At 42.8% G+C, this 23225-nt stretch carries 21 protein-coding genes and 1 pseudogene; all 22 read right to left on the bottom strand.

Translation table 11 applies throughout. From position 1 onward, the window contains the following. Positions 1-103: 103 nt before the first annotated feature. The 22 genes and pseudogenes from ACBP55_RS17885 to ltrA all read right to left on the bottom strand — a co-directional run bounded on the left by ACBP55_RS17885 (position 104) and on the right by ltrA (position 23050). Complete coding sequence (locus ACBP55_RS17885; protein WP_464653009.1) at positions 104-1045, bottom strand: dipeptidase; 942 nt, start codon at positions 1043-1045, stop codon at positions 104-106. Positions 1046-1168: 123 nt separating this feature from the next. Beyond that, on the bottom strand, positions 1169-1429 hold the full coding sequence (locus tag ACBP55_RS17880; protein WP_028558349.1) for a stage V sporulation protein S: 261 nt from the start codon (positions 1427-1429) through the stop codon (positions 1169-1171). Positions 1430-1543: 114 nt separating this feature from the next. Continuing rightward, positions 1544-2338 carry a TIGR00282 family metallophosphoesterase gene (locus ACBP55_RS17875; RefSeq protein WP_464653007.1) on the bottom strand — a complete coding sequence of 265 codons (795 nt, stop codon included), beginning with the start codon at positions 2336-2338 and terminating at the stop codon, positions 1544-1546. 117 nt (positions 2339-2455) lie between these two features. Then, complete coding sequence (rny, locus tag ACBP55_RS17870; RefSeq protein ID WP_036632922.1) at positions 2456-3994, bottom strand: ribonuclease Y; 1539 nt, start codon at positions 3992-3994, stop codon at positions 2456-2458. A 386-nt stretch (positions 3995-4380) separates the two neighbouring features. Continuing rightward, the gene (locus ACBP55_RS17865) at positions 4381-5070 is read right to left on the bottom strand and encodes a regulatory protein RecX (RefSeq protein ID WP_464653005.1); all 690 of its coding nucleotides are present in this window, start codon (positions 5068-5070) and stop codon (positions 4381-4383) included. A gap of 75 nt (positions 5071-5145) precedes the next feature. After that, on the bottom strand, positions 5146-6189 hold the full coding sequence (gene recA, locus ACBP55_RS17860) for a recombinase RecA (RefSeq protein WP_056832791.1): 1044 nt from the start codon (positions 6187-6189) through the stop codon (positions 5146-5148). A gap of 175 nt (positions 6190-6364) precedes the next feature. Further along, positions 6365-7615, bottom strand: a complete 1251-nt coding sequence (locus tag ACBP55_RS17855; RefSeq protein WP_464653004.1) for a competence/damage-inducible protein A — start codon at positions 7613-7615, stop codon at positions 6365-6367. Positions 7616-7703: 88 nt separating this feature from the next. Then, positions 7704-8291, bottom strand: a complete 588-nt coding sequence (pgsA, locus tag ACBP55_RS17850) for a CDP-diacylglycerol--glycerol-3-phosphate 3-phosphatidyltransferase (RefSeq protein ID WP_029195276.1) — start codon at positions 8289-8291, stop codon at positions 7704-7706. After that, positions 8288-9616 carry a 30S ribosomal protein S12 methylthiotransferase RimO gene (rimO, locus tag ACBP55_RS17845; RefSeq protein ID WP_464653002.1) on the bottom strand — a complete coding sequence of 443 codons (1329 nt, stop codon included), beginning with the start codon at positions 9614-9616 and terminating at the stop codon, positions 8288-8290. The genes pgsA and rimO overlap by 4 nt, the downstream gene beginning before the upstream one ends. Before the next feature lie 128 nt (positions 9617-9744). Continuing rightward, positions 9745-10236 carry a YajQ family cyclic di-GMP-binding protein gene (locus tag ACBP55_RS17840; protein WP_047672977.1) on the bottom strand — a complete coding sequence of 164 codons (492 nt, stop codon included), beginning with the start codon at positions 10234-10236 and terminating at the stop codon, positions 9745-9747. 142 nt (positions 10237-10378) lie between these two features. Next, complete coding sequence (locus tag ACBP55_RS17835; RefSeq protein WP_464653000.1) at positions 10379-11260, bottom strand: helix-turn-helix domain-containing protein; 882 nt, start codon at positions 11258-11260, stop codon at positions 10379-10381. Between the two features lie 48 nt (positions 11261-11308). Next, positions 11309-12051 (bottom strand): annotated as a pseudogene (locus ACBP55_RS17830) (DUF3388 domain-containing protein). Between the two features lie 129 nt (positions 12052-12180). Beyond that, positions 12181-13032, bottom strand: coding sequence for a hypothetical protein (locus tag ACBP55_RS17825; protein WP_464652999.1), 852 nt, complete (start codon positions 13030-13032; stop codon positions 12181-12183). Positions 13033-13125: 93 nt separating this feature from the next. Beyond that, complete coding sequence (locus ACBP55_RS17820) at positions 13126-13377, bottom strand: DUF3243 domain-containing protein (RefSeq protein WP_029195270.1); 252 nt, start codon at positions 13375-13377, stop codon at positions 13126-13128. Between the two features lie 96 nt (positions 13378-13473). After that, positions 13474-14229: an elongation factor P 5-aminopentanone reductase gene (gene ymfI, locus ACBP55_RS17815; protein ID WP_464652998.1), complete on the bottom strand. Its 756-nt coding sequence runs from the start codon at positions 14227-14229 to the stop codon at positions 13474-13476. Then, positions 14226-15515 carry an EF-P 5-aminopentanol modification-associated protein YfmH gene (gene yfmH, locus ACBP55_RS17810; protein WP_464652997.1) on the bottom strand — a complete coding sequence of 430 codons (1290 nt, stop codon included), beginning with the start codon at positions 15513-15515 and terminating at the stop codon, positions 14226-14228. The genes ymfI and yfmH overlap by 4 nt, the downstream gene beginning before the upstream one ends. Positions 15516-15518: 3 nt before the next feature. Beyond that, positions 15519-16799 (bottom strand): EF-P 5-aminopentanol modification-associated protein YfmF, encoded by a 1281-nt coding sequence (yfmF, locus tag ACBP55_RS17805; protein WP_464652995.1) that lies wholly within the window; start codon positions 16797-16799, stop codon positions 15519-15521. Between the two features lie 101 nt (positions 16800-16900). After that, the gene (sleB, locus tag ACBP55_RS17800) at positions 16901-17695 is read right to left on the bottom strand and encodes a spore cortex-lytic enzyme (protein WP_029195266.1); all 795 of its coding nucleotides are present in this window, start codon (positions 17693-17695) and stop codon (positions 16901-16903) included. Between the two features lie 124 nt (positions 17696-17819). Next, entirely contained in the window at positions 17820-20369 is a 2550-nt protein-coding gene (locus tag ACBP55_RS17795; RefSeq protein WP_464652994.1) for a DNA translocase FtsK, read from the bottom strand. Between the two features lie 64 nt (positions 20370-20433). Then, a complete protein-coding gene (locus ACBP55_RS17790) occupies positions 20434-20673 on the bottom strand; it encodes a YlzJ-like family protein (protein ID WP_464652993.1) in 240 nt (79 codons plus the stop codon). After that, positions 20670-21404 carry a ClpP family protease gene (locus ACBP55_RS17785; RefSeq protein ID WP_029195263.1) on the bottom strand — a complete coding sequence of 245 codons (735 nt, stop codon included), beginning with the start codon at positions 21402-21404 and terminating at the stop codon, positions 20670-20672. Before ACBP55_RS17785 ends, ACBP55_RS17790 begins: the two co-directional genes overlap by 4 nt. A 233-nt stretch (positions 21405-21637) precedes the next feature. Further along, positions 21638-23050 (bottom strand): group II intron reverse transcriptase/maturase, encoded by a 1413-nt coding sequence (gene ltrA, locus ACBP55_RS17780; RefSeq protein WP_464652992.1) that lies wholly within the window; start codon positions 23048-23050, stop codon positions 21638-21640. Between the last annotated feature and the right edge of the window lie 175 nt (positions 23051-23225).

The following is a 23225-nucleotide window of genomic DNA, read 5'->3' as shown; positions in this document are numbered from 1 at the left end:
AAATTGTATGCCTTTACAGACCAAATTGCAAGGGGTTTAAACGATTCTAAAACATAGAGTTTTTAGATCGAATCCATATCAATATTAGAATGATTCATAGCTTTCATCTCGGAAGATTGGTAAGCATGAAATTCCGCCAATTACCATACAGAAATGCCTCCACTTGTGATTCCTTATAGTTTTTACATAAAGCTTCTATTATATTTCCGTATTGACCGACATGTCTCAAACCTTTCATCCATTGCTCGATCCCATCAAAATCCGAACCAAATCCAATATGCCCTTCCCCGCCTAATGAACAAACATGATCAATATGCTTCAGCAGCGCCGTAATGGGAACAGCTAAATTAGTGCTATCCACAAAGTAGGGAACAAACGTAATCCCCATCAGTCCTTGACACTGGATGATAGCTTTGATTTGATCGTCTGATAAATTTCTTGGATGAGGACATACCTTTTGAGCGTTCGAATGGGATGCAATGAATGGTTTGGTATACACCTCAACCAATTCCCAGAACGCGGCTCCGGATAAATGAGATACATCTGCTATTATACCCATAGTTTCTAATTCTTTTAACATCAGCTTGCCTTTTCTTGTAAAACCACCTTTTCGAGGCTCCATCACCCCATCTGCAGCCCAGTTAGCATAGTTCCAAGTCAAACCAATGCTTCTCACTCCAAGGTGGTGTAGAATCCTTAAATGCGTCATGTTTCCCGCTAAAGCATCCAAACCTTCAAGCGTGAGAATAGCGCCAATCTGTTCCCCGGCTTCAACTGCTCGCCAGTCATCTACATTTTGAATAAATTTCATTCCTGGATGACGAATAATTTTCCGATGAAATAAATCAACCATTTGCAAAATATGATCGAAGGTTGGCTGCTGAATGGAGTCCGATAAGTAGATGGCAAAACACTGAACTTTTACTCCTGCTTGTTTAAGCCTTGGATAACTGACATCCAACTCCTGTTCTTCCTTATCGAAATCCAGCTTGGGGTTCGCATACAGTTTCGTAAGCGCATCGCAGTGACCATCCATTATTCTCATCCTAGCAGCCTCCTATACATCATCTTCTAGACAACACAAAAACCCCTAAGCAGAGGTTTGTTAGAAATGTGAAAAACCTGTCTACTAGGTAAACAGGCTCGGTATTTAGTATGGTACGGTTTATTACCTTGGCTCTACAATAAGTTTAATGGCTGTCCGATCTTCCCCGTCAATCACGATGTCTGTGAAGGCTGGTACACAAATTAAGTCAACTCCACTGGGCGCGACAAATCCTCTTGCGATAGCTACTGCTTTGATGGCTTGGTTTAAGGCGCCTGCACCAATAGCTTGAAGCTCAGCAGCTCCACGCTCACGCAAAACACCTGCCAATGCACCTGCTACGGAGTTTGGATTGGATTTTGCTGAAACTTTTAATACATCCATGAATAGTACCTCCTCGGGAATGATGGATAGATTCCATTACCCATCATATTCTCAAGGTTTAACAAACATGCTATCGTAGCCAATTTAAATATTCGCAATAGTTAGAATTATCTGCTAATCCATGAAGACTTGATCTTCATCATAACGGATAAGGTTAATTCCTTTGGCCAAACCAGTCTGATCGTTCAATTCAATCACAACAGCATGGAAATGCCATTTGCCCTCATCCGTTACGAATCGAACTGGAAGTTGAGTTTTGAACTTTTGCAGTACAGCATTACGTTCAACCCCAAGAATACCATCCCGCGGCCCTACCATCCCTACATCAGTTACATAAGCTGTTCCTTGCGGCAAAACACGGTTATCATTTGTTTGTACATGTGTATGGGTGCCGATAACTGCTGACACTCTACCATCCAAATGCCAGCCCATCGCAATTTTCTCAGAAGTAGCTTCTGCATGGAAATCTACGAATACAAATTTATGTTTTTTCTTATCCGCTTCAAGAATTTCGTCCACTTTGCGAAATGGGCAATCAATAGGCGGTAAGAATGTGCGTCCCTGCAAATTAATGATCAGCAATTCCTGATCCTTGACCTTAATGACCGTATGTCCTCGCCCCGGTGTTCCAGGAGGAAAGTTAGCGGGACGAACCATCTTCTCGTCACGATCAATGAAATCAAAAATCTCTTTCTGATCCCACGTATGATTGCCCATCGTTAGAGCCTGAATGCCCATCTCATAGATTTCCTTAGCAATTGCCGCTGTAATCCCTTTCCCTGCGGCAGCATTCTCTCCGTTAGCAATGAACACTGCGTGTGGATGAGCTTGTTTTAGTCTAGGCATAATATTTTTCAAAGCTTTTCTTCCTACAGATCCTACGATATCTCCGATAAATACAATTTTCATAACAAATATATAGCTCCTTTATAAACCATAGATGCAAAGGCAAGCAATTCATAAATTCAATGACCAGCCTGAAAATAAGGAAAAGTGGCTATATCAGCCACTTTTCGCATTGGTATCTTATTTAGCGTATTCAACAGCTCTTGTTTCACGAATGACCGTAACCTTAATATGTCCTGGATAATCGAGTTCACCCTCGATTTTCTTCGTAATATCACGGGCTAAACGGAACGCTTCGGTATCATCCACTTTCTCCGGTTGAACCATAACGCGCACTTCGCGACCAGCTTGAATGGCATATGACTTCTCAACACCCTCGAATGATTCCGAGATCTCTTCAAGCTTCTCAAGGCGCTTGATATACGTTTCGAGCGTCTCTCTGCGTGCTCCAGGTCTTGCTGCGGATAATGCATCTGCAGCTCCTACTAACATCGCAATAACAGAGGTTGCTTCCACATCACCGTGATGCGAAGCAATACTATTAATAACGACTGGATGCTCCTTGTACTTCTTGCCAATCTCAACACCGATTTCCACATGAGATCCTTCAACCTCGTGGTCTAGCGCCTTACCGATGTCATGAAGCAGCCCGGCACGTTTCGCCAAAGTTACGTCTACCCCGAGCTCCCCGGCCATCAGACCAGCCAGATAAGCTACTTCCATGGAATGTTTCAACACGTTTTGACCGTAACTTGTTCTGAATTTCAAACGACCCAAAATTTTGATCAAGTCAGGATGCAATCCGTGTACACCAACCTCAAACGTGGCTTGCTCCCCATATTCGCGAATACGTTCGTCCACTTCTTTACGGGATTTCTCAACCATCTCTTCAATGCGTGCTGGATGAATACGTCCATCAGCAACAAGCTTCTCTAAAGATGTACGAGCAATTTCGCGTCGGATTGGATCAAATCCTGATAAAATAACTGCTTCTGGCGTATCATCAATTATAAGGTCAATACCCGTCAATGTTTCCAGAGCACGAATATTACGTCCTTCACGACCGATGATCCGGCCTTTCATTTCTTCATTTGGCAATGATACAACTGAAACGGTAGTTTCAGCAACGTGATCTGCAGCACAACGTTGAATGGCGAGCGTGATGATTTCACGGGCTTTCTTATCGCCTTCTTCTTTGGCCTGCTGTTCGATTTCTTTAATAAGCTGTGCGGTTTCGTGACGAACTTCCTGTTCTACATTTGTAAGAATGATGCTCTTAGCCTCATCCATTGTAAGTCCAGAAATTCGCTCTAACTCCGAAACTTGGCTTTTATAAAGCTGATCAATTTGTGATTGTGTATCCTCGATCCGCTTCTCTTTGTTGGCAACTTGCTCTTCTTTACGCTCGAGAGATTCTAATTTTTTATCCAGCGATTCCTCTTTTTGCAACAATCGTCTTTCTTGTCGTTGAATTTCATTTCGACGTTCACGAATGTCTTTTTCAGCTTCGGACCTTAGTTTATGCACTTCGTCCTTTGCTTCCAGAACCGTTTCTTTTTTCAGTGCTTCTGCTTCCTTCTTGGCAGATTCTCGAATCTGCTCAGCGGCTGTTTCAGCACTGGAAATTTTCGCTTCTGCAAGAGATTTACGGATAAAATAACCAATCCCTAAGCATGCAGCTCCAACAATGAGAATGATCGCGACCCAGATGAAAGTCATCTTGTTCACCTCCTCGTTGGTTTCTCCAAGGTGTTAGCCTGGGATTCCCTTCGGTTTTTTAATCCGATTTTTAATTGTTTGACTAGTCATACATACCCTACTTATTAAGAGTATGGCTTTTAAATGAATGCGCACCGTGCGTTAGAGGCACTATAGTGCTAATAATCCATAATCAACAGTGTAAAAATTGGCGGTTTCTACATCTGTCCCCTCAAAATCAATGAAAATGAGTATGATTTTGAATACATTATGAAAATATACACTGTTATTTTATCTTTTGTCGAAGAAGCTTGTCAAGCGATTGTCCCTTCGATGACGGAATAAGTATTTCCAGTACCCCAATGACATTTAATGACATTAACTAATTAATCCTATAATTAATGGCATTAATAATCAAACGAGTCATCTAAGATTTCAAATTCCTCTTCACTCGATTCAGAGCTTAATACCCCTAAAACCTTGTTTACAATAGAGCCTGTATAACCTCTCCGCATAAGAAAAGCTCCCGTCTTTCTTTTACGATCCATGGTCTTTCCTGAGGTTTGCTTCCATTTCGTTTGCCCCAATTTCATTGCCCCCGAATACTCATCTTCGGGATCGATAGTCTCCATGGCATTTTTGACCAATTCTTTATCTATGCCTTTTTGTTGGAGTTCTTGTCGAATGAGATTACGACCTTTTCGTTGCGAAATAATGCGATTATCTGTCCACATTTTCGCAAATTCCTCATCATTTATATAATTCTGCTGAACTAGCTTTTCACATGCCCATGCAATAATAGGCATTTCGAAGCCTTTCTCCTTCAGCTTGCGTTTTACTTCACTTAATGAATGAGGTCGTCTGCCTATCATACTTACTGCTTTTATATAAGCCATATTCTGTTCCTCATCAAGCGTTATACTCTCGATTTCTTGTGAAAGTATGGTTTCCCCTTTATTTAATCGATGCTTGATTAGAATGTCTTCATGAACCGAGAATGCGTACTCTTCATTTAGAAATATATTGTAGCGATGATTACCGCGCTTCTGTTTCTCAACCTTAGTTATAATCAATACTGGTTGCTCTTCATTATTCACAACTAACCAACTCCTTCCATGAAGAAAGCACCTTAACACAAGGTTTAAGGTGCTTTCATGTATGATCATTTAAACTTATTCGAAATCTGGTTCCAATTCATCATCTTCCTCGTCAACATTAAGAGGGATTGCTTTGATTAAATTACTGTTTTCTCGAATCCGTAATTCAATCGTTTCCGAAATACTTTTGTTATCTTTCAAAAACTGCTTCGAATTCTCACGGCCTTGACCAAGGCGCTCACCTTCATACGAATACCAAGCTCCGCTTTTATTAACGATATCCATTTCTGTTCCGATATCAATGATACTGCCTTCGCGTGAAATTCCTTCACCGTACATAATATCCACTTCTGCTTGTTTGAACGGCGGAGCTACTTTATTCTTAACTACTTTAATTCTTGTGCGGTTACCAACCATATCATTACCCTGTTTGATTGTTTCCACACGACGAACATCAAGACGAACAGATGAGTAAAACTTAAGTGCACGGCCACCAGGTGTTGTCTCTGGGTTACCGAACATAACGCCAACTTTTTCACGTAATTGGTTAATGAAAATCGCGATAACTTTGGACTTGTTGATCGCACCAGACAGTTTACGAAGTGCTTGGGACATCAAACGAGCCTGCAGACCCACGTGGGAATCACCCATATCGCCTTCAATTTCTGCTTTAGGTACTAATGCCGCTACAGAGTCAATAACAATAATATCTACTGCACCACTTCTTACTAGCGCTTCAGCGATCTCAAGTGCTTGTTCACCGGTATCCGGCTGAGAGAGTAAAAGCTCATCTATATTAATACCAAGCTTGCTTGCATAGGAAGGATCCAATGCGTGCTCCGCATCGATAAAAGCCGCTTGTCCACCATTCTTCTGTACTTCTGCAATAGCATGTAGAGCTACCGTCGTTTTACCGGAAGACTCAGGTCCGTATACTTCTATAATTCTTCCGCGTGGAAACCCACCTATTCCAAGAGCGATATCAAGTGCAAGAGATCCGGATGATATCGTTTCAACTTGCATATGTGTAGATTCTCCAAGTTTCATAATGGAGCCTTTTCCGAACTGTTTCTCAATTTGACGTAAAGCATTATCAAGTGCTGCGCGACGATCTGACAAAACACTCACTTCCTTCTTCTATCATTATAGGTATATGATAACTTGTTTTCAGGTGTTTGCCAAGCATTTTTTCGAACATACATTCGACTTTTTAGCGAACAAACAAAAAACCGCAACAAAGTTATCGCTTTGCTACGGTTCTTCCGTTAACACTTAGTCTTATTATATGCGAACTCTAGCAATCTTTCAACTGTTTCCATAATTGGTAGAGCGCACTTTTGGCTGCTCTATGCTTAATGGACTCCCGATTACCAGAAAGCTGCAATGTGATAACCCTTGTTACTGCGCCCTTTTGAGCAAAACCTATATACACAAGCCCTACAGGCTTGCCTTCAGACGGACTCGGACCGGCCACACCCGTGACTGATAGTCCAAAGTCACTTCCGGTCACAGTAATCAAGTTCTCCGCTAAGAGGGTCGCTGTCTCACTGCTAACAGCACCTGGGGAACCCTCCCCTTCCAGCACTTCCATTGGAACACCGAGGAGCTTATGCTTTAAGGCATTGGAATAACAAATGATCCCTCCCAGAAAAGATTGGGAACTCCCCGGTACCGCAGTAATCAAATCACTTAACAATCCGCCTGTGCAGCTTTCAGCCACAGCAAGTGTCTGGCTCTTCTCGCCAAGCAATTGCAGCACAATCGTCTCGATGGGAACATCTTGCTCGGCATAGAGATGATCTCCTAATCGCGTTCTAATCTCCAGTTCAGTCGCTTGAAGATTCCGTTCACCTTCTGAAGCCGTTTGTGCACGTGTTGTTAAGCGAATCGTCACTTCGCTTTCTTTGGCGTATGGAGCGATTGTTGGGTCTGTTTGAGACTGGATTAAATCAAGTAATTGATGTTCCAAGTTAGATTCACCGATGCCGGCAAATTTCAGCATCTTGGAATAAAGCGGAATCTCATCCGTCATCCTTGCGCGCAGCCAAGGAACCGCATACTTGGTGAACATTGGCTTCATTTCTTTGGGCGGGCCTGGTAGAAGAATGAAATGTGTCCCTTCGTAGGTAAATGCTATACCGACAGCAAGCCCTGTTTCGTTATGTAATGGATCACTTCCCTCTATCATCATCGCTTGTCGTCTGTTACTTTCAACCATATGGATCCCGCGTGACTGGAACAAATCCGTAATTGTTTTCATAGAGGGCTCATGCACAATCAATTCACGTCCTACAAACGCTGCAAGCACGTCCTTCGTCAAATCATCCTGCGTAGGTCCAAGACCTCCTGTACAAATAACAACATCAGCCCTTGAAGCAGCTAATTTGAAGCTTTCTAGCAATCTCTGTTCGTTATCGCCAACGACGGTTTGGAAATACATATCTACACCAAGCGCAGCACATTCTCTGGAGAGAAATTGAGCATTCGTATTTACAATTTGGCCTAGTAAAAGTTCCGTTCCAACTGCGATTATCTCTGCTTTCATTTCAAATTCCCTCCTTAAAATAAGAAAATCTCTATCAAGGCCATTCAACTTAGGCTTTCGTATGTAGTAAAAAAAGCAATAGGTTGCCCTATTGCGACTTTTCTGAAAAATCTATGACATGCTTATTCTTTACAAAATACTCCACACCCGAATACACGGTAATAATTGCTGCTACCCAACTAGCTATAACATCAAAAGGGAAGTGCAGAAACGTAAAAGGAAAATTATTGATAAGTAGTGCAATGATGGCTGTAATCTGAGCTGCCGTCTTCGCTTTACCCCATTTGCTAGCTGCCATCACCGTGCCTTCCAATAGAGCGATTTGGCGAAGTCCTGTGACAGCCCACTCTCTACTGATAATGACAATGACAATCCATGCATCTACTTTACCCATTTCCACTAATGAGACGAGCACAGCCGTAACAAGCAGTTTATCCGCTAAAGGATCAAGCAGCTTACCCAAGTTGGTTACAAGATTACGTTTTCTGGCAATGTAACCATCTAAACTGTCTGTACTCGCTGCAATAATGAAAATTAAAGCAGCAATAATTTGATTATACGTTATGCTAAATTCCTCTATCCGTATATGAGGGAATTTCACCTTAATCAACAGAAAAAACATGATAATAGGTACTAATAAAATCCTCGCCACGGTGATGCGGTTAGCTAGGTTCATGCAATTACCTCCCCGGATAAGTCAAACTCATAAGAGTGGGTAATACGAACTTTAGCTAGTTCACCAATGTTAAGCTTCGCATTCGACACGAATACTTCCCCATCAATCTCAGGAGCATCAAATTGGGAACGTCCAATATACACATCACTTCTGCCATCGTATCTTTCGATTAGCACATCAATTTCCTGCCCGATGCGGCGTCCGCCACGCAGATTCGAGATTTCACGTTGAATTTCCATAATCGCGTTCGCGCGATACTCTTTGACATCATCAGGAACTTGGTCCGGCAAACGTGCTGCTGGCGTATCATCTTCCTTGGAATATGCAAAAACACCGAGACGGTCAAACTGAACATCGCGAACAAATTGTTTCAAGTTTTCAAAATCTTGTTCCGTTTCACCTGGGAAACCTACAATGAGTGATGTGCGTAGGGCTACATCCGGAATCGCTTCACGAATTTTGCGAACTAGCTCACGCGTATCCTTCTGGCGGCCAGGTCTACGCATCCGTTTGAGGATAGAGTCTTCACTGTGTTGAAGCGGCATATCGATGTACTTACATACCTTCGGATTAGATGCCATGACAGCAATCAATTCATCGCTAAAGAATCCAGGGTAAGCATAGTGCAGACGCACCCACTCGATGCCTTCCACTTCACTCACTTTATTCAGTAAAGTAGGCAGCATGAAACCATCGTAAAGATCCGTTCCATAGTTCGTGGAATCCTGAGCAATGAGACTAATCTCTTTGACACCTTGAGCAGCAAGAGTAGCAACTTCAGCAACGATAGACTCCATACTTCTGCTTTTGAAGCTGCCTCGCATAATTGGAATACTGCAGAATGTGCATGCGTTATCGCAGCCTTCTGCAATTTTCACATAGGCTGTGTATCGAGGAGTAGTCATGAGTCTTGGCAGGTCCGCATCATAATTAAACACCGGATTCCCAACAAGAACCGGTTTCTTACCGCGAAGCGCCTCATCTACAATATGGTTGATTTTATCGAAATCTCCGGTACCCACGATGCCATCGATCTCAGGCATTTCTTCCATCAACTGCTTTTTGTAGCGTTGTGTAAGACATCCGGAGACGATTAGCGCCTTGAGATTCGCAGTTTGCTTTAGTTCTGCCATATCCAAAATTGTATTAACGGATTCTTCTTTCGCTGCATCAATGAACCCGCAAGTGTTCACGATAATGACAGTGGCATCTTCCTTGTTCTCGACAGACTGAAAACCACGGCCATGAATTAATCCTGACATAATCTCGGAATCGACCAAATTCTTTTCGCATCCAAGAGTAACTACTTTAACCTTTTCTGTCATGAAAGAAACAACCTCCAATAGTCCTAAAAAACACTCCCTACCAGTATAATACAAGCCCTATAGGGTGTCAAAATGTAAAAAACCCCTACATGTAGGGGGAGACTCTCCAAAGAACATCGTATGTATGCCTATTTCAAGTTTACAAATTGTAAATCAAGAGGAATTTCCGCCTTACGCAGCAGCGCAATAACGGCTTGTAAGTCATCACGACTCTTCCCGGTTACTCGGATTTGATCCCCTTGGATTTGCGTCTTAACTTTAAGTTTGGAGTCACGAATTAGAATGTTAATTTTTTTCGAGTTCTCCTGATCGACACCTTGTTTCATGCTAATTTTCTGCCTTACGGTGGAACCAGCCGCTGGTTCTACTTTACTATACTCGAGATTCTTAATCGAGATACCGCGCTTCGTCATTTTGGCGTGCATAATATCAAGGACATTCTGAAGCTTAAACTCATCATCGGAGGTGACAACAAGCTGGTCCTTATCCAATTTAATGCTACTTTTACTGCCCTTAAAATCAAAGCGGGTAAGGATCTCTTTTTCCGCCTGCTGAATGGCGTTATTTAGTTCCTGCATATCCACCTTAGATACGATATCAAACGAGCATTCTGAACTCATCTTAGACAAAACATCCTTTCCATCAAATTACAATAGCATTATAGCAAGAAGCCGTAAAAAAAGAAACATCCCAAGCCCACTCGGCTTAGGATATCTCTTGGTCATATTCATTACCAGGGAAAGCGCAGGAAGCGTCAAAATGCTAGCTTTTTTGCAAATTGAGCTGTACCCTCTTGGGGTTTGGTGTATCCCCGACAGGAACGATTGTGCCATTCACAGTAAGTTCCAAGGCACTTGCTGCACCAACATTTAAATACGCTGAATTGGTTAAGTCAAAAGTGTCCGTGTCACCGGCTTTGTAAAGCTTCTGTCTAAGCATTTCTTTACCGCCTGCCTCAGTAAGAGAATCCACACGAATCCAACAAGAACCTGTTATTTTCATCTGAATATTCAGATTGGAAGTACCAGTTATCGTGTAATTATCTACACCTTTCTCGCTGGTGCTAAACTTAACCTGAACAGATGGCGTTGGTGTCGGAACTGGTGTCGGTGTAGGAGTCGAAAGAGGCGCCACTTTACCGTCACCGGACGTATTCATTGTCGTACTAGGAGATGTGCTTGTCGCTGGATTCGTAGAATCTGTGATTCTCGGAGATTGCGTTTGAGCAGGTTTTTCATCTGCTGGCGTTCCCTTATAATTCTTGTATGTATAGTAGTATACGATACCGAATATAAGCAATATGAAGCAAACAAACATCGTACCTGAAGCCCAGCGGCTCAATTTTTCAGTATTACGGACACTCGTTCTATTTTTACGAATTGTTTCTACAACTGGTTTCTCTATCGCTGGGGAGGGATTTGTCGTTTGGTACATGCCCAGAACTTCAGCAGGATCAAGTCCCACCGCCTCAGCGTAGCTTTTAATGAAAGCACGTACATAGAAGCTGCCAGGAAGAACCTTATAGTTCCCTTCTTCAATCGCTTCCAAGTATCGTTTACGAATTTTCGTAACTTCTTGGAGATCGTCAAGAGAGATCTTTTTTTCCTGGCGTGTTTTGCGTAAAATGTATCCGAGATCAGACATATGGTCACCTCCCCGCGGGATCTACTTTATTTAATGACGTTACAGACATTAAAAAGGTTCGGACGTATACGTAAATGAATCATAATTGATTTCTTCATCTGGGCTATTTCGCAGCTCAATAATATAATCGAAGTGATTATATGTGTATTCGGATTCCCGAATAAATATATCCGGATGCTCGATAACCTTCGTTGAAGGCATGCCCATAATGTCCTGCAACAGGCTGTAATGCTTCTCATTTGAACGAATAGTAGAAACGATTCCATCAATAATATATACATTGTTTGGAGTCATTTCATCTTCGGATAGTTGACTGCGCACGGTTTGTCTGAGTAACGTAGAGGAAACGAAAGTCCAACGTTTGTTTGCGCATACACTTCCTGCAATAATCGACTCCGTTTTACCCACTCGTGGCATTCCGCGAAGGCCAACGACTTGGTTCCCTTCTCGCTTGAAAATCTCACCAAGGAAGTCAACTAACAGTCCCAATTCATCACGAGTAAAACGGAAAGTTTTGCGGTCATCCGAGTCGCGCTCGATATACCGGCCATGACGGACAGCCAAAATATCAACAAGTTTAGGGGGTCTAAGAGCAGTAATAGTAATATTATCTACTTTTCTTAACATTTTACCCATTAAGTCAATTTTTTCTTCATCATTGGTTTGCAGAAGCATACCGCGTGTACGATCTTCTACCCCGTTAATAGTCACAATATTAATATCCAACATACCCATTAAGGAAGCAATATCCCCTAATAAGCGGGACGGTTTTTGTGAATTTTGTACTCCATATACCACTCTTTAACGTCCAATCTTTCCACCTCATCGCAATATCTGTAACGAACAAGTCGCTACCTAATATAATTAATTTCTACAATTTCCGTCAATGTCCTTCTTTTTTTGCGCAAATATTCACAAATTTATTTCATTTTTAGTTCTTTAAGCTCTTGTTCGTTGTAAATCGTACCGCCCTTTTTCCATGAGCTGCTTTTCATCATAGCAAGACGATTGTCCATGATTTGAGCCCAGTTGAGTTCAGCCGATACAGCTCCCGAAATATCAACTACCGATACACCGATAGACTTAGCCTTCTGTACTTGTGCATCTTCTACTGGAGTATAGAAAATTATAGTGTTGGAGTGATGCTGTCTCGTTTGGAAAGATAACTGCTGAAACCATTGTTCATTATTATCAAGTAAAACGATATGATCCGCTTCCTCCGAGGGTGCCCAAGCAGAAGGTATGGGACGATCGCTGCGAGTCACCCACTCCACAACAATGTTTTGTGCCAATAGGTCTTGGATCCATTTATTTTTCAAGGTTTCAACCTGAAGAGAATCAATTTGCAACAACGAGACTTGCTCATTTACCTGACTTGTGATCCCTTTGGTATCAAGCTGACTTTGCAATAAAGTCCATTTACCCGCCGAAAGTCCTTGTCCAATCACCCCGTTAGCAGAAGGAAACAATTCATTACCAATGACATATATGTAATCATATTTGCTTTCTTTCAACTTTGTTATATTGCTTTCATCCAATTGATTCAAATCCTTGATCCAATCGAAGGCTATAAAATTCGCATCTCTCCACTGTTGAAGCGCATTTCCTACCGACTGTTTCGCTGGCGCAGACATACTAGCACCCGTCAGCATTAGTACAGATAATTTATTATCCAATAATTCTTGCTTAATCGCTGGAATCCCACGATTCCCACAACCAGTTAAGATAAAAGATAAGAGCAATAATGCAAGCACAAAACGTTTGATTACCATGAAATTACATTTCCTTTCTTCCTTATAAAGCGTGCAAAAGCCTCCGAAAGAGGAGGCTTTCACATAGTACCCTATTGAATTGTAAAACGGTTATTAACCTTTGTCTACTAATTTTACCATGAGGCGGGCAATTGTACGCTTTTCTTGCTCATCCCCTGCATCCCACAGTTCTTTGAGCACTCGTTCTTGTTCATTTTCGGGATCAACTTTATTGGCAAGAAATTCACCGATTTGAAAAGCGAGCTTAGAAATGGTTTCCTCACTCATCCCCGCATGTCCAGCCTGACTCACACGCTCAGCCAAAAACTCTTTCCACTTATCAAATACTTTAAGTACAGTAGCCATTGTAAGAAGCCTCCTTTGAGTTATGAGAAATGGTCATTACATACGTAATATTCGCTTCCCAGCTTAAAATTATGCGCGAGGCTTCCTACTCTGTACTCAGGTTAACCATCCACCGTTTGGACTTATGATTTGACCCGTAATATAACCGGATTCAGGCAGTGCTAGGAAATACACAAGCGAAGCAACTTCATCAGGCAATGCAAAACGACCTGCCGGAATTTCATTGGCAATCGCTTCCCGCTCCTCCGGTTGAAATCCTGCCATCATTTCGGTATGTACCGCACCGGGCGCCACAGCATTCACCGTAACGCCAGAAGGTGCCAGCTCCTTCGCTAACGCCTTCGTGAAGGCGTTCAATCCACCTTTAGCTGTTGAGTAAACAACCTCACAGGAGGCACCTGAGATGCCCCATATGGAGGATACGTTAATAATGCGGCCATACTTTTGTTTGACCATTGCCGTCATGAACGTTTGTGTACAAAGAAAGGCGCCTTTCAGATTAACATTCATCACCAGGTCCCAATCTTCTTCGCTTACATCAGAAAGCATACCAAAGTGAGAAATTCCGGCATTGTTCACGATAATATCAGGGACCATGTTTCTTTGTTCCAGCTTTTCTTGCATCTTATTGATTTGCTCACGAGATTTGACATCCGCGGATACGGTTAACACTTTGGCGCCATGTTTCATACAGGATCTGGCCACTTCATTAGCAGCTTCATGTGACTCACGGTAGTGAATAACAACATTCATGCCTACCGCGGCAAAACGCTCAGCAATGGCTGCACCGATTCCACGACTAGCTCCTGTTATAAGAACCGTTTGTTCACTGAATGACTTATGGAACGTCACGATGGCTTATCGCTTTGCACAATGGATATTGCAAGTCTGCTCCAATCAAAATGCTCGCGGAATCGACGGTTCACTTCTTCAAGTGTAATCTGCTCGTAAACAGGCAAAATATCGAATAAATCAATATCTTTGAAACGGTATTTAGTGAATTCATTCGCTATGGATTCAGGTGAGTTCATCATCCGCAAGAAATTACCAATTTTCTTCTTACGACTCCGCTCGAAAGTGACTTCATCAAGTCCAGCATCCTTACGTTTCTCAACCTCTTCACGAATGCGCGCTACAAGTTGGTCCGGATCTTTGGTATCTCCCCCAAGAATGGAGAAAGCATATCCATCGCTGCAATTATATTCATGACCAAAATTATCAGAAATCAATTGTTCATCATATAGAGCCTGATAAATATCAGAGCTTGAACTGAACAAAACATCTAACATTAATTTCGTCGTCAATTCTCTAACTAACAAATCTTTCCCGCTTACAGAAGGCGCAGGCTCTTTGAATCCGATTAAACATTTTGGCATTGAAACCGGAAGAAGTGTTACTCTGCGCGCTTCCTTTACTTCTAATGGCTCCTCTGGGAAAAATCGTTGGATATCCCCTTGAGGTGGAAACGTTTTGGCAGCTTGGTTTTCTTTAACTAACGAAATAACCTCTTCTGGATCAACACCTCCAACAACAAACAGGCTCATATTGCTAGGGTGATAAAATGTGTTGTAGCATTCATACAGGGTTTCTTTTGAGATTTCCGCAATGGACTCTACAGTACCTGCGATATCAATATGGATCGGATGTTTTGCGTATAAGGATTCAATTAATCCATAATAGCTTCTCCAATCCGCATTATCCTCGTACATTTTGATCTCTTGACCGATAATGCCTTTTTCCTTTTCTACATTTTCATCTGTAAAGTAAGGATTTTGCACGAAATTAATTAGTGTCGTTAAATTTGTTAAGTAATGATCCGTGGATGAAAATAAGTACGCTGTCCGATCAAAGCTTGTAAAAGCGTTAGCCGAAGCGCCGTTTGAAGCGAAAGTAGCGAATATATCCCCTTCTGGCTCCTCAAACATTTTGTGCTCTAGAAAATGAGCAATACCATCTGGTACTTGAACTGCATCTTTACCTTCAACCTGAAAAAAGTTGTCAACAGATCCGAATTGCGTCGTGAACGTCGCATAGGTTTTCTGGAAACCATCTTTGGGTAGAACAAATACATGTAGCCCATTATCAAGCTTCTCGTGATAAATAGTTTCACCCAGGTGTGGATAAGGAATAACCTGCATCTTCTACTCTCCCTTCTGGTCCCGCAAAAAGTATATCGTATCCAGTTGAACACGCTTGGCAGCCTCAGCAATAGCCGCTACATCTACCTGCTCCACCGATTCAATCAAGCTTGAAACCGTACGTTCTTTTCCAGATAAAATGGCATTAAAGTCAAAAGAAATTAATTCAAATGCGGAATCCTGAATTTCGCGCAGTTGATTGGCAATCATGGCTCGGGTTTGATTCCATTCAGTATCACTGATCTCGCCTTGTTCCATGGCAGTAAGCTGCTTTCGAATGATATCAACCGCTTTTTCATAATTCGCCATTTCAATCCCCGATTGAATGGTCAGAATGCCCTTGTGACCATCAAACCGAGACGAGGCATAATAGGCCAGACTCGCTTTCTCACGAACATTCGTAAATAATTTGGAGTGAGGATAGCCTCCGAGAACACCATTATACATAAGAGCAACTGGGTACAGATCATCTCGATACGAAATATTTGTACGCAGTCCCATGTTCAGTTTCCCTTGATTAACATCCAGACGCTCAACGATTGTCTTCACATCACCTGTCGCTCCCCGCGGGGCAGATGTGACATAGCCGACATCCTCCTTACGTTCAATGGAGAATGCCTGCTTTACAATTCCTTCTACTTCAGTAAGCGTCGTATTTCCGACAACATAAATATCCATTGGTGCTGTTTGAAGCCAGTTTTTATATTGTTCGTAAAGTTGTTCGGCATTGATAGGGTCCAAATCATCTATTTTACCCAAAGGGTGAAGCCGATAAGGATCATCGCTGCACATTTCTTCAATACATCGTTCAGCTGCATAACGAATTTTATCGTTAATGACTGATTCTATGCGCTTCTGGAGAGTCTGCTTCTCAGCATCGACATATTTGTTTCGAAAATGTCCTTCTTCCAGCGCTGGCTTTGTCAAAGTTTCCCCAACGAATTCGAGTCCCTGCTTTAACAAAGATTGCGCTGATTTCACGAATCTGTCATTGATGATATCCATGCGTAACTGAACAATTTGGTAATCGCCCCGCTTGTAAATATCAAAACCAAATCCTGCACCATATAAATCATCTAAATATTCTCGAAATTGCTTCGTTTCTGGGCGTAATTGAGTACCTCTACGCAGTACAAATGGTGTTAATGCGGTACTAGTGACCGTTTCTTCTTCTAGAGGACGGCCTATGTACACCGAGATGGCAAACGTTTTAAACCGATCTGTCGGCAGCACATGTAATCGTATATGATTCCATGTAGTGCGCTCAAATTGTATATGCTTCAAAGGTCGGTCTCCCTTCTTTGTCCGTGATATAGATCCATTATATTCCTATACGAAGAGGAGAAGCAACCAAAGCTGGCTCCTTCTCCTTGTCCATGTCTAAATTATTTACAGAAAATATGCTTCCCTATATTTTTCACTTGAGGCCTGCTCCAAATCCATTTGGAGGTCGCTGTTGCCGGGTTGAAATAATAAATACAACCGCCCGTAGGATCCCATCCACTCAGCGCATCTCTTACGGCTTTTTTCGTCGATTCGTTTGGTGTTAGCCAAATTTGACCATCTGCTACGGCTGTGAATGCACCAGGCTGAAAAATAACACCAGAAACCGTATTAGGAAAGCTAGCTGACTTCACCCGATTCAAAATTACAGCTGCTACGGCTACTTGTCCAATATAAGGTTCTCCCCGAGCCTCACCATGCACAGCATTCGCCATCAGATTAATATCCTGCTCAGATAAGCCCAGGTTATTAGAAGGCACCAAATTAGCTGGCTTTTGATTTGAAGTTGCACTATCATTGCCTGCATTATTGTTGCCTCCACCGCTTTGTCCTCCAGTGGATGGAGCAGTAGGCTTCCAATTCTTCGTAGCTTCCCACAGTTTAAGCTTGGTCTTGGGACCTACAATACCATCTACTTTCATCCCAAATTCACCTTGGAATCGCTTCACTGCCGTTAAAGTCTTATACCCATAGTCTCCGTCTATACTGCCGTTATAGAAGCCAATGAACTTCAATCTGCCTTGCAGCTCGTTAACGTCAGGTCCTGTGGCTCCATAACGCACTTCATTTTTACTAAACGTTTCTTCAGCAGGTGGATTGAACTTTCCTTTCAACTGAAAAGCGACAACTAGTACGAAAACAATACAAAATGTAAGTACAATTAATCGTTTATTCATTCCCCTTCTCAACCTCACTTTTCAAATTACAGCCTTTTCTTGCTTATTATGAGAAAGCGACACTCTGTTTATGCAAAAAAAAACACTCTCCTTAGGAGAGTGCTTGTACAATCGTTTATGTAAGCTAGGAACTGATCCGATTATGATGATATTGTTCAATCGACATCAGCACTTCTCGAGGCTTACTGCCTTCGTAAGGGCCGACAACCCCTTTGGCTTCCATTGAGTCAACAAGTCTTGCCGCACGTGTGTAACCGACTCTCATACGTCGCTGCAGCAGGGAAACAGAGGCTTGCTTGGCTTCCAAAACAATTTGAACAGCCTGGTCGTACAGCTCGTCTTCAAATTCATTTTGCTGATCCGGCATTTCTTCAACATGCGGGACCAGTTCCTCTTGATAAATCGCCTGTTCCTGAGTGCGTACAAAGCCAACCACATGCTCAACCTCTTGGTCAGATAAAAAGGCTCCTTGGATACGAACAGGTTTGGACGCACCTACTGGCAAATAAAGCATATCGCCTCGACCTAACAGCTTCTCGGCTCCGACCATATCTAGAATGGTCCTTGAATCCACTTGAGACGAAACACCGAACGCAATTCGTGAAGGAATATTCGCTTTAATCACGCCCGTAATAACATCAACGGATGGTCGTTGTGTAGCAATAATCAAATGAATACCCGCGGCGCGGGCCATTTGAGCAAGGCGGGTAATAGAATCTTCCACATCATTAGCAGCAACCATCATTAAATCGGCTAACTCGTCCACAATAACTACGTAATATGGCAGAGGAACTGCCGTACCGCTTTCTGTCAACATGGCGTTGTAGCCTTCAATATTTCGTGTTCCGCTTTTCGAGAATAATTCATAACGCTTTTCCATCTCAACGACGACTTTCTTAAGTGCTAATGAAGCTCGTCGAGGATCCGTTACAACAGGTGCCAGTAGATGTGGAATCCCATTATAGACATTCAATTCCACCATCTTTGGATCGATCATAAGAAACTTCACTTCATTTGGCTTGGCTTTGTACAAAATGCTCGTAATAATCCCATTAATACACACGGATTTACCTGAACCGGTGGCTCCAGCTACGAGTAAGTGAGGCATTCTTGCCAGATTTCCGACGATTGGTTGCCCAGAAATATCACGCCCGAGCACAACAGACAGCCGCGAGCTGGATTCTTGAAAAGCGGATGTTTCCATGACTTCACGCATGGTCACGATCGAAACCTCTAGATTCGGCACCTCAATGCCGATCGCTGCTTTACCAGGAATCGGTGCTTCCATCCGAATATCCTTGGCGGCAAGCGCCAACGCGATATCATCGGTCAAGGAAACGATTCGGCTGACCTTCACACCTACGTCGGGCTGTATCTCATAGCGTGTCACGGCTGGACCTCTGACGACCTCCAGAACTTTGGCCCGAACCCCAAAGCTCTCCAACGTGGCTTCGAGCTTCCTTGCATTCGCTTTATAGTCCGCCATCTCACTGCCTTTGCCAACTGCAGGCTTTGCTAATAAATCAAGTGAGGGCATTTCATATGGCCGTGTTTGCACAATCGGCACATTCTCCTGAAATTCTAGCGTAACTGGCTCATCCTCCGTATCAACTGTCCCTGCTCCCTGTGCTTTAGAAACCGGAGCTGTAGAGGAAGCTGTAGGATGTTTGACTGCCTGTTGAGCTTCTTGAAATACCTGCTCTTGAAAATCACGAATAATAGGTGTGATCGGTTGATCTGCGGGTGGTGAATCTGCTTCAACAGCTTGCTTCGCACTTGACTTATAAAGAACTTGTTCAGTTTCACCTGCTGCATCTATATCGTCTATTTCATCTGTATTTAAATGATTCTCGACTGCTGCTTTTTTCCGACTTTCCTTATTAGGACGAAGAAGCTCCATAAAAAGTGGAGTTTTCTTCGCCCTTTTAACAGGCTGGAAAACTTCCTCATCGAATTCATCATCAACAGGAACGTAAGAGGATTTTTTCGCCTTAGTTGCAGTAGTACCAGCTGAGGCTGTTTGGGGCTGACGTGTTTCGCGATCCTGCAGCCACTCTTTCATTCTATCTTTAAAATTTTGGCCAACATTACTAAATCGACCTTTCACGATATTGCCAACGTCTACGTAAGAAATGCCTGTTGCCAGAATAAAACCCATAACAAACAGCGCATATTGGATTAATCTCGCGCCCAAATAATCGAACAGAAAGTAAAGGATACTGTACAGCATAGCGCCAATCATACCGCCGCCAATACCATGTTCAAGTGCCGCTTTACCTGCTTCTGTTGGTTTCAGACCATCTAACATAGCATTCCATGTTGATCCAATGACTTTACCAGACGTGAAACCGCCATCAGGATATAATTGAGCGAACAAATCTATGTGATTTTTTATTAGCAGTCCAAGAATGAACAGCAATATGCCTGCTTTCTTGGGCGTAACCATCTGTGGCCATGCTCTCTTAATCATCGCATACAAAGCCACATATATGAAAATCAGCGGTATAAGTGAATACCACGTTCCCACAAAAAATCGAAAAAGGTAAATCAACGAATTCCCGACATGCCCCTGATGAGCGAGTGCAATGACAGAGAAAATTAGAATGAGAATACCATATAACTCGAATAACAAGCTAGTTTTTAGTGCCTTACCTTTTTTCTTGCGTTTCGCCACGCTTGCCACCCCCAAGTCCACATTATACCATATTTGACTTGGGGGATGATACAGGAAGAGCACGCTAGAACGTTAAAGTTGCCTCAACTACAGGACTATATGAAATAATAGTTCCAGGGGCATATTGATTATTCAAATAGTCCTGAGGATTACAGCTGAACAGCCTGACAATTCGTGCCTGAAAGCCACTTATCGGTTCAATTTGCATTTTGACTCCACCCTGATCAATCTCGATATATTTGGGTTCATACGTATCCATTCCTTCAAAAATTACATCCATAGGAATAACGGAGTAATGTATCATTGTACGATGCCTCCGTTCGCCGCTGATTTCTTAATTTCTATACGCTGATTAAGCTCGCGAATGGCATCCCCGATACCGCCTACTTGATCAATCAAGCCATATTTAACAGCATCAATACCAATGACCGTTGTCCCAATATCCCTTGTTAACTCACCGGTCTTAAACATTAACTCTTTAAACTTTTCTTCGGTTACATTAGAGTGCTTCGTAACAAACCGCACAACACGTTCCTGCATTTTATCCAAATATTCAAATGTTTGTGGGACTCCAATAATTAAGCCGTTTAATCGAATGGGGTGAATCGTCATCGTTGCCGTTTCGGCAATAATGGAGTAGTTCGCGGATACTGCGATTGGAACACCTATGCTGTGCCCGCCACCTAATACCAAAGCAATAGTAGGCTTCGATAAAGTTGCAACCATTTCCGCGATAGCTAGCCCCGCTTCCACATCTCCCCCTACCGTGTTTAAAATAATCATAACGCCTTCAATCTTAGGATTCTGCTCGGCGGCGACTAACTGCGGAATGATGTGCTCATATTTGGTCGTTTTATTCTGGGGAGGGAGAACGATATGCCCTTCCACTTGACCAATAATCGTGAGGCAGAAAATATTAGATTCGCCAGAAAGCGTATTTGTTTGACCTAACTGTTGAATGTTTTCAAGGACTGCATTTTTTTTACTTTCTTCTGTCTCCGGTTCTTGTTGTTTCGGTCCTGTGGGTTCTGCCACTGAAAAATCCCCCTTCGTGTTTTGCTTTTGCAAAAACAGCTTTGTAAGCTTTATCTGCATCATGCTAGCAAGCTTTGCATTTACGATTCCTAATCTCCCATAGTATGAATAAATTTGCGTTCTTTCATGCATTTGCCCATCGAACTAAAATCGGGTAGGAGGCTATCCATTAATTGAATAGCCGACCTCCCACACCACCGTACGTACCGTTCGGTATACGGCGGTTCCTAAGTTTACGCAGTGACTTGTCGATAATAATCTGAAAAGAATAAGAATCCGAGTCCTTTGATCGTGTTATTTCCGAGGGATTTGTTGAGGATTGGGCTATTGGAGGTTCTCCAATAGCTCTTTCTTGTGTTGGCGTACTCCCATGCTTTCTGTTTCTGGATTCCGAGTGATTGCAACATTGCGAACTTTGTCTTCACTCGTTTCCATTGTTTCCAGTAGATCATGCGGATTCGCCTTCTCATCCATTCGTCCGTTGTTTGGAGCAGTTTCTTCATGTCGGCTATTTTGAAATAGTTGACCCATCCCATTATGTAGCGTCTAAGTTTCTCCACACGATCTTCATTTCCTACTCCATTACTTCTGGATGTAAGTTCCTTTATTTTAGCTTTCATCTTTGCAATGGATTTCGTGTGAATTCTGACCCTTGTTTCTCCATTTCGCGGATAGAATGAGAATCCAAGAAATTTGACTCTCGTCGCCTCGTCCACTACCGTTTTCTCCCGATTCACTTTGAGAAATAACTTCTTCTCGATGAAAGGAAGAATGTTCTCTAGTGTCCGCTCGGCGCTCCTTCTACTTTTGCAAAAGATGAGAAGGTCGTCCGCGTATCGCACAAACTTATGATCGCGGCTTTCCAACTCCTTATCCAGCTCGTTTAGCATGATGTTGCTCAGTATTGGACTTAAGTTTCCGCCCTGCGGTACGCCAACTTCGGATTCCTCAAAGCGATGTTTCACGATGACGCCAGCTCTCAGATACTTATGTATGAGCGAAATGACTCGCCCGTCTTTGATGGTTCTCGATAGCACTTCGATGAGCTTATTTTGGTTAACCGTGTCAAAGTATTTCTCTAGGTCCATGTCGACTACATATTTGTATCCTTCCTCTATGTTATTTTGGCTTCTCCTGATGGCATCGTGTGCGCTCCGCTTGGGGCGGAATCCGAAACTGTTCTCTGAGAACTGCTTCTCGTAGATGGGTGTAAGTATTTGGGCAATTGCCTGCTGGATAACTCGGTCCACGACGGTCGGGATTCCTAGATTTCTTTTCTTTCCGTTCTCTTTCGGTATTTCTACCCTTCGAACGGCATTCGGACGATAGTTTCCGTCCAGAATGGACTGCCTGATGTTCTCTCCGTTCTCTTTGAGATATTGCAGAAGTTCATCTACTTTCATCCCGTCGATACCATGAGAGCCTTTATTCGCTTTGACCTTTTTGAACGCTTGGTTCATGTTGTCTCTGCTCACGATTTCCTCAAGTAGTCCCTTCTTCGACTCGGTTGCGTTGGTGTTGCCTGTTTCAGTTATCCTCTCAGGATTGTGCACTCCCGCATATCCTTCATGTTCCGCATTATCTTTCTGCTTGGAGCCTTCTCCTCGAAGTTGGCTGCCCTTTATTCCTGTATTGGTAACTTTCATTGACTAACACCTCCTAAGGTTCAGCCCTTCCCTCATGTCGTCGACTACATCAGGTACTATGGCCTCTGCTGACTTCTCATGATAAATCTTATTTCAACCGTGATTCGAAATGATCTTCTCACGTCCATGAGATCTCCCACGGTAAGACGATTCACTTTCCTTCCATGTACCCACA

Source organism: Paenibacillus sp. WG02 (assembly GCF_055396115.1).
This window is presented reverse-complemented; position numbering and strand designations above follow the sequence as displayed.